This is a genomic window from Flavobacterium sp., from assembly GCF_044361065.1.
In the GTDB taxonomy this organism is placed as follows: domain Bacteria; phylum Bacteroidota; class Bacteroidia; order Flavobacteriales; family Flavobacteriaceae; genus Flavobacterium.
In genome coordinates this window covers 1-6,802 of record NZ_JBIKJI010000119.1, presented here as the reverse complement: position 1 = coordinate 6,802, position 6,802 = coordinate 1, and the positions used below count along the sequence as shown (strand labels likewise).

The 6,802-nt window shown below is 30.6% G+C and carries 7 protein-coding genes and 1 pseudogene; 7 read left to right on the top strand and 1 reads right to left on the bottom strand.

Going from position 1 to position 6,802, the window contains the following annotated elements; genetic code table 11:
* Both ACIQ11_RS07810 and priA read left to right on the top strand, forming a co-directional pair.
* Positions 1 to 897: NAD(P)H-dependent glycerol-3-phosphate dehydrogenase (locus ACIQ11_RS07810; RefSeq protein WP_396154103.1), on the top strand; the 897-nt coding region annotated here is incomplete at its 5' end.
* A 106-nt stretch (positions 898 to 1,003) separates the two neighbouring features.
* Complete coding sequence (gene priA / locus ACIQ11_RS07805) at positions 1,004 to 3,445, top strand: primosomal protein N' (protein WP_396154104.1); 2,442 nt, start codon at positions 1,004 to 1,006, stop codon at positions 3,443 to 3,445.
* On the opposite strand, the gene ACIQ11_RS07800 is transcribed toward priA, so the two are convergent.
* Complete coding sequence (locus ACIQ11_RS07800) at positions 3,442 to 4,140, bottom strand: LytR/AlgR family response regulator transcription factor (protein WP_396154102.1); 699 nt, start codon at positions 4,138 to 4,140, stop codon at positions 3,442 to 3,444. The genes priA and ACIQ11_RS07800 overlap by 4 nt on opposite strands.
* 203 nt (positions 4,141 to 4,343) lie before the next feature.
* Between ACIQ11_RS07800 and rpsF the strand changes: the two genes are divergently transcribed.
* The 5 genes and pseudogenes from rpsF to ACIQ11_RS07775 all read left to right on the top strand — a co-directional run.
* Positions 4,344 to 4,685, top strand: coding sequence for a 30S ribosomal protein S6 (gene rpsF / locus ACIQ11_RS07795; RefSeq protein WP_353078732.1), 342 nt, complete (start codon positions 4,344 to 4,346; stop codon positions 4,683 to 4,685).
* 2 nt (positions 4,686 to 4,687) lie between these two features.
* The gene (gene rpsR / locus ACIQ11_RS07790; protein ID WP_091312528.1) at positions 4,688 to 4,975 is read left to right on the top strand and encodes a 30S ribosomal protein S18; all 288 of its coding nucleotides are present in this window, start codon (positions 4,688 to 4,690) and stop codon (positions 4,973 to 4,975) included.
* A gap of 61 nt (positions 4,976 to 5,036) precedes the next feature.
* Positions 5,037 to 5,480, top strand: coding sequence for a 50S ribosomal protein L9 (rplI, locus tag ACIQ11_RS07785; protein WP_396154101.1), 444 nt, complete (start codon positions 5,037 to 5,039; stop codon positions 5,478 to 5,480).
* 95 nt (positions 5,481 to 5,575) lie between these two features.
* Positions 5,576 to 6,052 carry a DUF6495 family protein gene (locus ACIQ11_RS07780; RefSeq protein WP_396154100.1) on the top strand — a complete coding sequence of 159 codons (477 nt, stop codon included), beginning with the start codon at positions 5,576 to 5,578 and terminating at the stop codon, positions 6,050 to 6,052.
* Between the two features lies 1 nt (position 6,053).
* Positions 6,054 to 6,802: pseudogene (locus ACIQ11_RS07775) on the top strand (NAD-dependent DNA ligase LigA); the annotation flags it as partial.

The window sequence follows — 6,802 nt, the reverse complement described above, 5'->3', positions numbered from 1 at the left end:
ATGCGAAGTACGTATGCTTTAGAGCATTTGAAACAGCAAAAACACAATCCAAATTATTTAAGTTCAGTAGCTTTTGATACGAATAAATTGCAATTGACAAACGATATTAACGAGGCCATTCAATTTGCTGATGTGGTAATTTTTGCAATACCATCTGCGTTTTTAAGTGCCGAATTAGAAAAAATGACAGTATCTTTAGAAGGAAAAATAATTTTTTCTGCTATTAAAGGTATTGTTCCAGAAACAAGTTTAATTGTAGGCGAACACTTTCATAATATGTTTTCAATTCCTTACGAAAACATTGGAGTAATTACAGGTCCTTGTCATGCAGAAGAAGTAGCTTTAGAGCGGTTGTCGTATTTAACAATTGCTTGTGCAGACGAAGAAAAAGCCAAATATGTAGCTAAAAATTTAGCGTCGTATTATATAAAAACAAAAACATCTGATGATATTGTAGGAACTGAATATGCAGCTGTTTTAAAAAATATTTATTCTATTGCTGCAGGTATTGCTCATGGTTTGGGTTATGGTGATAACTTTCAAGCGGTTTTAATGAGTAACGCCATTCGTGAAATGAAAAAATTCATTAAAAAAGTGCATAGAATGAAACGTAATATTAACGACTCGGCTTATTTGGGCGATTTGTTAGTAACTGGATATTCCGTTTTTTCAAGAAACCGAATGTTTGGAAATATGATAGGGAAGGGCTATACCGTAAAATCTGCTCAAATGGAAATGAGTATGATTGCCGAAGGGTATTACGCCGTAAAAAGTGCGTATACTCTTAATCAAGAATACAAAGCCAAAACACCAATTATTGATGCGGTTTATCAAATTTTATATGAAGGTAAAAACGCTAAAAATATATTTAATAAATTAACCGAAAAGTTGGATTAGTTAAAAGGGTTTAAGGTTTATGGCAAAAGGAATAAGTTTCGTTTTTCGTATATTAACCCAATACCCAATACCCAATACCCTTCACCCAAAACCCAATACCAAAAAAATGCACTTCATCAACGTCATTCTTCCTTTAAATCTTGATAAAACATTTACGTATTCCGTAAATATGGAAGAATACAAGTTCTTGCAACCTGGAATGCGCGTTACGGTTCCTTTTGGAAAAACAAAAGTGTATACGGCTATGGTAGTTGAAAAACATACCCAACCACCTGTTTTATACGAAGCCAAAGAAATTAGTCAAATTATTGATGAGGTTCCTATTGTAAATGAAATTCAACTAAAGCATTGGCAATGGATTGCGTCGTATTATATGTGTGCAATTGGCGAAGTTTTTAAAGCAGCATTACCTTCCGGATTGATTTTAGAAAGTGAAACGATGATTTCTTCTTCGCATACAGAATCAGATAAAACATTAGCTACAGATGATGAATTTTTAGTGTTAGAAGCATTAGAAAATAAATCATCCATTACGATTTCAGAAATTTCTCAAATTCTTAATAAGAAAAATGTAATATCAATTGTTCAAAGCTTGTTAGCTAAAGGTTTGCTTACGATGCAAGATGAAGTTCAAGACACATACAAACCGAAATTGGTAAAATATATTAAACTTCAAGATGAATTTCTGCAACAAGAAAAATTGCAAGAATTACTTGAAATATTAGGTAAAGCAAAAAAGCAAAAAGAAATTGTTTTAACGTATTTTCAATTGCAAGCGACAGAGAAAAAGCCAATTGCTGCAAAATTATTAATTGAAACTTCTGGCGTTAGTGCAGCGGTTATTAAATCATTAGTCGACAAACAAATTTTTGAAGAATATTATATCAATACAGATCGTGTTGCCTTCGAAAAAGATGAAAATTACGAAATACAATTAAGTGCATCGCAACAAATTGCTTTAGAAAATATTCAGGATAAATTTACTCAATTTGATGTCAATTTATTTCACGGAGTAACCGCTTCTGGTAAAACGGAAGTATACATAAAACTCATTGAAGCATTTTTACAACAAGACAAACAAGTATTGTTTTTATTGCCAGAAATCGCTTTAACTACGCAATTAGTTCAACGATTATCCGCTTATTTTGGAAATCAAATTGCGGTTTTTCACTCGAAATATAATTCAAATGAACGTGTTGAGGTGTACAATCACGTATTGCAAAATTCTGAAAAAGCAAAAGTCGTTTTAGGTGTTCGAAGCGCCTTGTTTTTACCGTTTTCTAATTTAAGTATAATTGTGGTTGATGAAGAACACGAGGCAACATATAAACAACAAGATCCAGCGCCACGTTATCACGCCCGAGATGCGGCTATTGTTTTAGCAAAATTTCATAATGCGAAAGTTTTATTAGGAAGTGCTACGCCAAGTTTAGAATCGTATCATAATGCCAAAACCAATAAATATGGTTTAATTGAGTTGTTTGAACGATTTAATAATGTGGTGTTGCCAGAAATTCATTTGATTGATTTAAAAGATAAATATTTTCGCAAACGAATGGACGGTCATTTTTCCGATGAATTATTAGAAAGAATGCACGAAACATTAGCAAATAATGAGCAAATAATGTTGTTTCAAAATCGCAGAGGGTATTCGCCGTATATTGAATGCACCACTTGCGGTCACGTGCCTCAATGTCCAAGTTGCGATGTGAGTTTAACCTATTACAAGTATAAAAATCATTTAAAATGTCATTATTGCGGACATAATATGGCGAAACCCACACATTGCCACCAATGTAATTCGTTAGATATTACGGCAAAGGGTTTTGGTACGGAGCAAGTAGAATTAGAATTGATAAAGCTATTTCCTGAGAAACGAATTGCGCGAATGGATCAAGACACCACTCGTGGGAAATTTGCTTTTGAAAAAATGATTGATGCGTTCAAAAACCAGGAAATTGATATTTTAGTTGGCACACAAATGTTAGCCAAAGGTTTAGATTTTGAAAACGTAACTTTAGTTGGAATTTTAAATGCGGATAATTTATTAAATCAGCCATATTATCGTGCTTATGAACGTGCGTATCAAATGATGGTTCAAGTTGCAGGTCGTTCGGGTAGAAAAGCCAAAAAGGGTAGTGTAGTGATTCAAACGTACAATCCAATGCATAATACGATTCAACAAGTAGTGAATAATAATTATACAGCGATGTTTAATGAGCAATTATACGAAAGACGTAATTTTCAATATCCGCCTTATTTCCGTTTGTTGCAAATAAAATTAAAACATAGAGATTACGAAAAACTTCGTGAAGGTGCTACTTGGTTGTATAACGTGTTAAAACAAAATGTAGCGGTACCTATATTAGGACCAGAAGAACCAGCAATTAATAGGATTCGAAATGAATATATTCGAACAATTCTTATTAAAATTCCAAATAACGCTAATCTTATTGGAACTAAAAAAATAATTAAAAAAGCATTGGTAAGTTTTGAAGCTACTTCACAATATCGAGCAATAAAAACAACAATTAATGTAGATTATTAATAATTTTCTAAAATAGCAATAATTTCTTCTTTTTTATTTCTGCTTAACGGAATTTTTTCTCCGTCTATTTCAACTTGTTTGCTATTAAATCGATCGACTTTATCTAAATTAATAATGTACGATTTATGAATTCTAAGAAAGTTTTCTTTTGGAAGTTCAATTTCAAAAGATTTCATTGTAGATAATACTAAGTGGGTGTCTTCGTAAGTAACTACTTTAATATAGTCGCCAAAAGCTTCTATCCATTTTATATGAGAAGTATAAACTTTTATTTTTTTAAGATTACTTTTAATAATAAGATGCGTTCCGTTTTCATCATGAGATTGGTCGTGTTTTAAATGGTGCATTTCCATTGCTTTTTTTGCAGCAACTAAAAATCGTGCTTTTTTTATGGGTTTTTGTAAAAAATCTAATGCGGAATAATCAAAAGCTTTAACAGCGTAATCCGCTTTTGAAGTAATAAATACAATTAATGGCTTCACTTTTAAACCATCAATTAAATCAAAACCAGTAATATGTGGCATTTCTATATCTAAGAAAATTAAATCAACAGTATTATTTGTAATATAATTCTTAGCTTCTAATGCATTTGAAAAATCACCACCTAATAGTAAGTTAGGATGTTCGGAGATTAACTTAGCAATAGTAATACGTTGAATAGAACTGTCATCAACAACAATAGTGTTTAATTTCATATGTTGGTATTTATTACATTTAAAATAATGTAATTATTTAAAACTAATTTTTGTAAAACTAAAAATTTATTTGATTAACACCATAAAAATATACAAAAAAACAAAAGAAAACTAATATTGTAAAAAAATAAATACTTTTTTGGTGAATTTGTAAATTAAATATAATTGTATATCTTTGCACCCAATTTAAAAAATACGTACAAATGAAAAATTACGAAACTGTTTTCATTTTGAATCCCGTTTTATCTGATGTTCAGGTAAAGGAAACAGTAAGCAAATTTGAAGATTTTCTTACTTCTAAGGGTGCCAAAATGGTATCAAAAGAGGATTGGGGCTTAAAAAAATTAGCCTATGAAATCCAACACAAAAAAAGTGGTTTTTACCATTTATTTGAGTACCAAGCTCCAGCTGAATTAATCATTTCTTTAGAAACTGAATTAAGAAGAGATGAGAGAATCATGAGATTCTTAACTGTTTCTTTAGACAAACATGCTATTTCTTGGGCAGAAAGAAGAAGAGAAAAATTAAAAACTAAAGCAAACTAATCATGTCAATAGCTAACAACGGTAAAAAAGAGGGAGATATCAGATATCTTACTCCTTTAAATATTGATACTAACAAACAAAAAAAATATTGTCGTTTTAAAAAATCAGGTATCAAGTATATCGATTATAAAGATGGTGACTTTTTATTAAAGTTTGTAAATGAGCAAGGTAAAATTTTACCAAGACGTTTAACTGGTACTTCTTTAAAATTTCAAAGAAAAGTTTCTGTGGCTGTTAAAAGAGCACGTCATTTAGCTTTAATGCCTTACGTGGCGGATTTATTAAAATAATATTAATCATTTGTTGTTTCGATAAAATCGGAACTAACTTATAAAAATAAAGGACAACAAAATGGAACTAATTTTAAAACAAGACGTTCAGAATTTAGGTTTTAAAGATGATGTAGTAACTGTAAAAAATGGTTACGGTCGTAATTTCTTAATTCCTCAAGGAGCAGCTATTTTAGCAACTTCTTCTGCTAAAAAAGTTTTAGCTGAAAATTTAAAACAAAAAGCACACAAAGAAGCTAAAGTTGTTGCAGATGCAAAAGCAACTGCAGAAGCACTTAAAGCTTTAGAGATAAAAATTACTGCAAAAGCAGGTGGTGAAAAATTATTCGGATCAATTACTAATGCAGACATCGCGCAAGCTTTAGAAGCAAACGGACAAACTATTGATAGAAAATTTATTACTTCTGGTATTGTTAAAAGAACAGGTAAATACAATGCTACTATCCGTTTACACAGAGAAGTTATCATTGAATTAGCTTATGAAATTGTTGCTGAAAAAGCATAATTTTATTTAAAATATTTCTTTTAAAAAAGCGTTGCAATTGCAACGCTTTTTTTTATTTTTACGGAACTTTAAGTTTTGATACTAAAAATTCGTAAATGAAATATACCCGATTAACAAAAGAACAATTAGAAGAACTTCATCCTGAGTTTATTACTTTTTTAGCCACGCAGACTATTGATAAAAAAGAATGGGATGAGCTTAAAGCCAAATCTCCAGAAATTGCTTTGCAAGAAATTGATGTATTTTCTGATTTAATTTGGGATAAAGCCATAACTAATGTTCGTTTTGTAGATCATTTTTCAAAAAATCACATATTTCTTTTTAAATGTCACGATACTTTTTTAGAATCGATAATTGTTCATACATCTGAAGATTCGGTTGATTTCTTTACTACAGAAGGATTAGAATGGTTAGGGAATAATCTTTTTTCTGATGCAGTTACTATTCAAACAGGAAAAAAAGAAGTTGCCGAAAATCGTAATGAAGAAGTTTTTAAAATAATTGAAAACGGAGGAATAATTAGTAAAGGAGAATTATACATAAAGTTAACCACATTAATTAAGGTGTCGTAATATGAGTATTTTAGAAACTATTCAATCTTTAAGAGCAGAATTAAATTCGCATAATTACAATTATTATGTGTTAGATAATCCTACGATTTCCGATTTTGATTTTGATTCAAAATTAAAGCAATTACAAGATTTAGAAGCAGCCAATCCTTCTTTTTTCGATGAAAATTCACCAACGCAACGTGTCGGTGGAGCAGTTACAAAGAATTTTAATACTGTTGAACACGAATATAGAATGTATTCACTTGATAATTCGTACTCTAAAGAAGATTTATTAGACTGGCAAACAAGATGTCAGAAAATTTTAGGTGATGTTGATTTAGAATTTACTTGCGAATTAAAATATGACGGTGCATCCATAAGCATCACATATGAAAACGGAAAATTGGTACGTGCCGTAACACGTGGTGATGGTTTTAAAGGTGATGATGTGACTCAAAATATTAAAACAATAAAATCTGTCCCGTTACAATTAAATACTGGTTTTCCAGAAAAATTTGATATTCGTGGTGAAATCATTTTACCATTTGCTGGTTTTGATAAAATGAATCAAGATTTAATTGAAATAGGTGAAACACCATATTCTAATCCAAGAAACACCGCTTCAGGAAGTTTGAAGCTGCAAGATAGTGCTGAAGTGGCAAAGCGACCATTGGAATGTTTATTATACGGAATGATTGGTAATAATTTAGCAATTAAAACGCAATATGATAGTTTAGAATTGTCGAGAAAATTAGGATTTAAGGTGCCAAC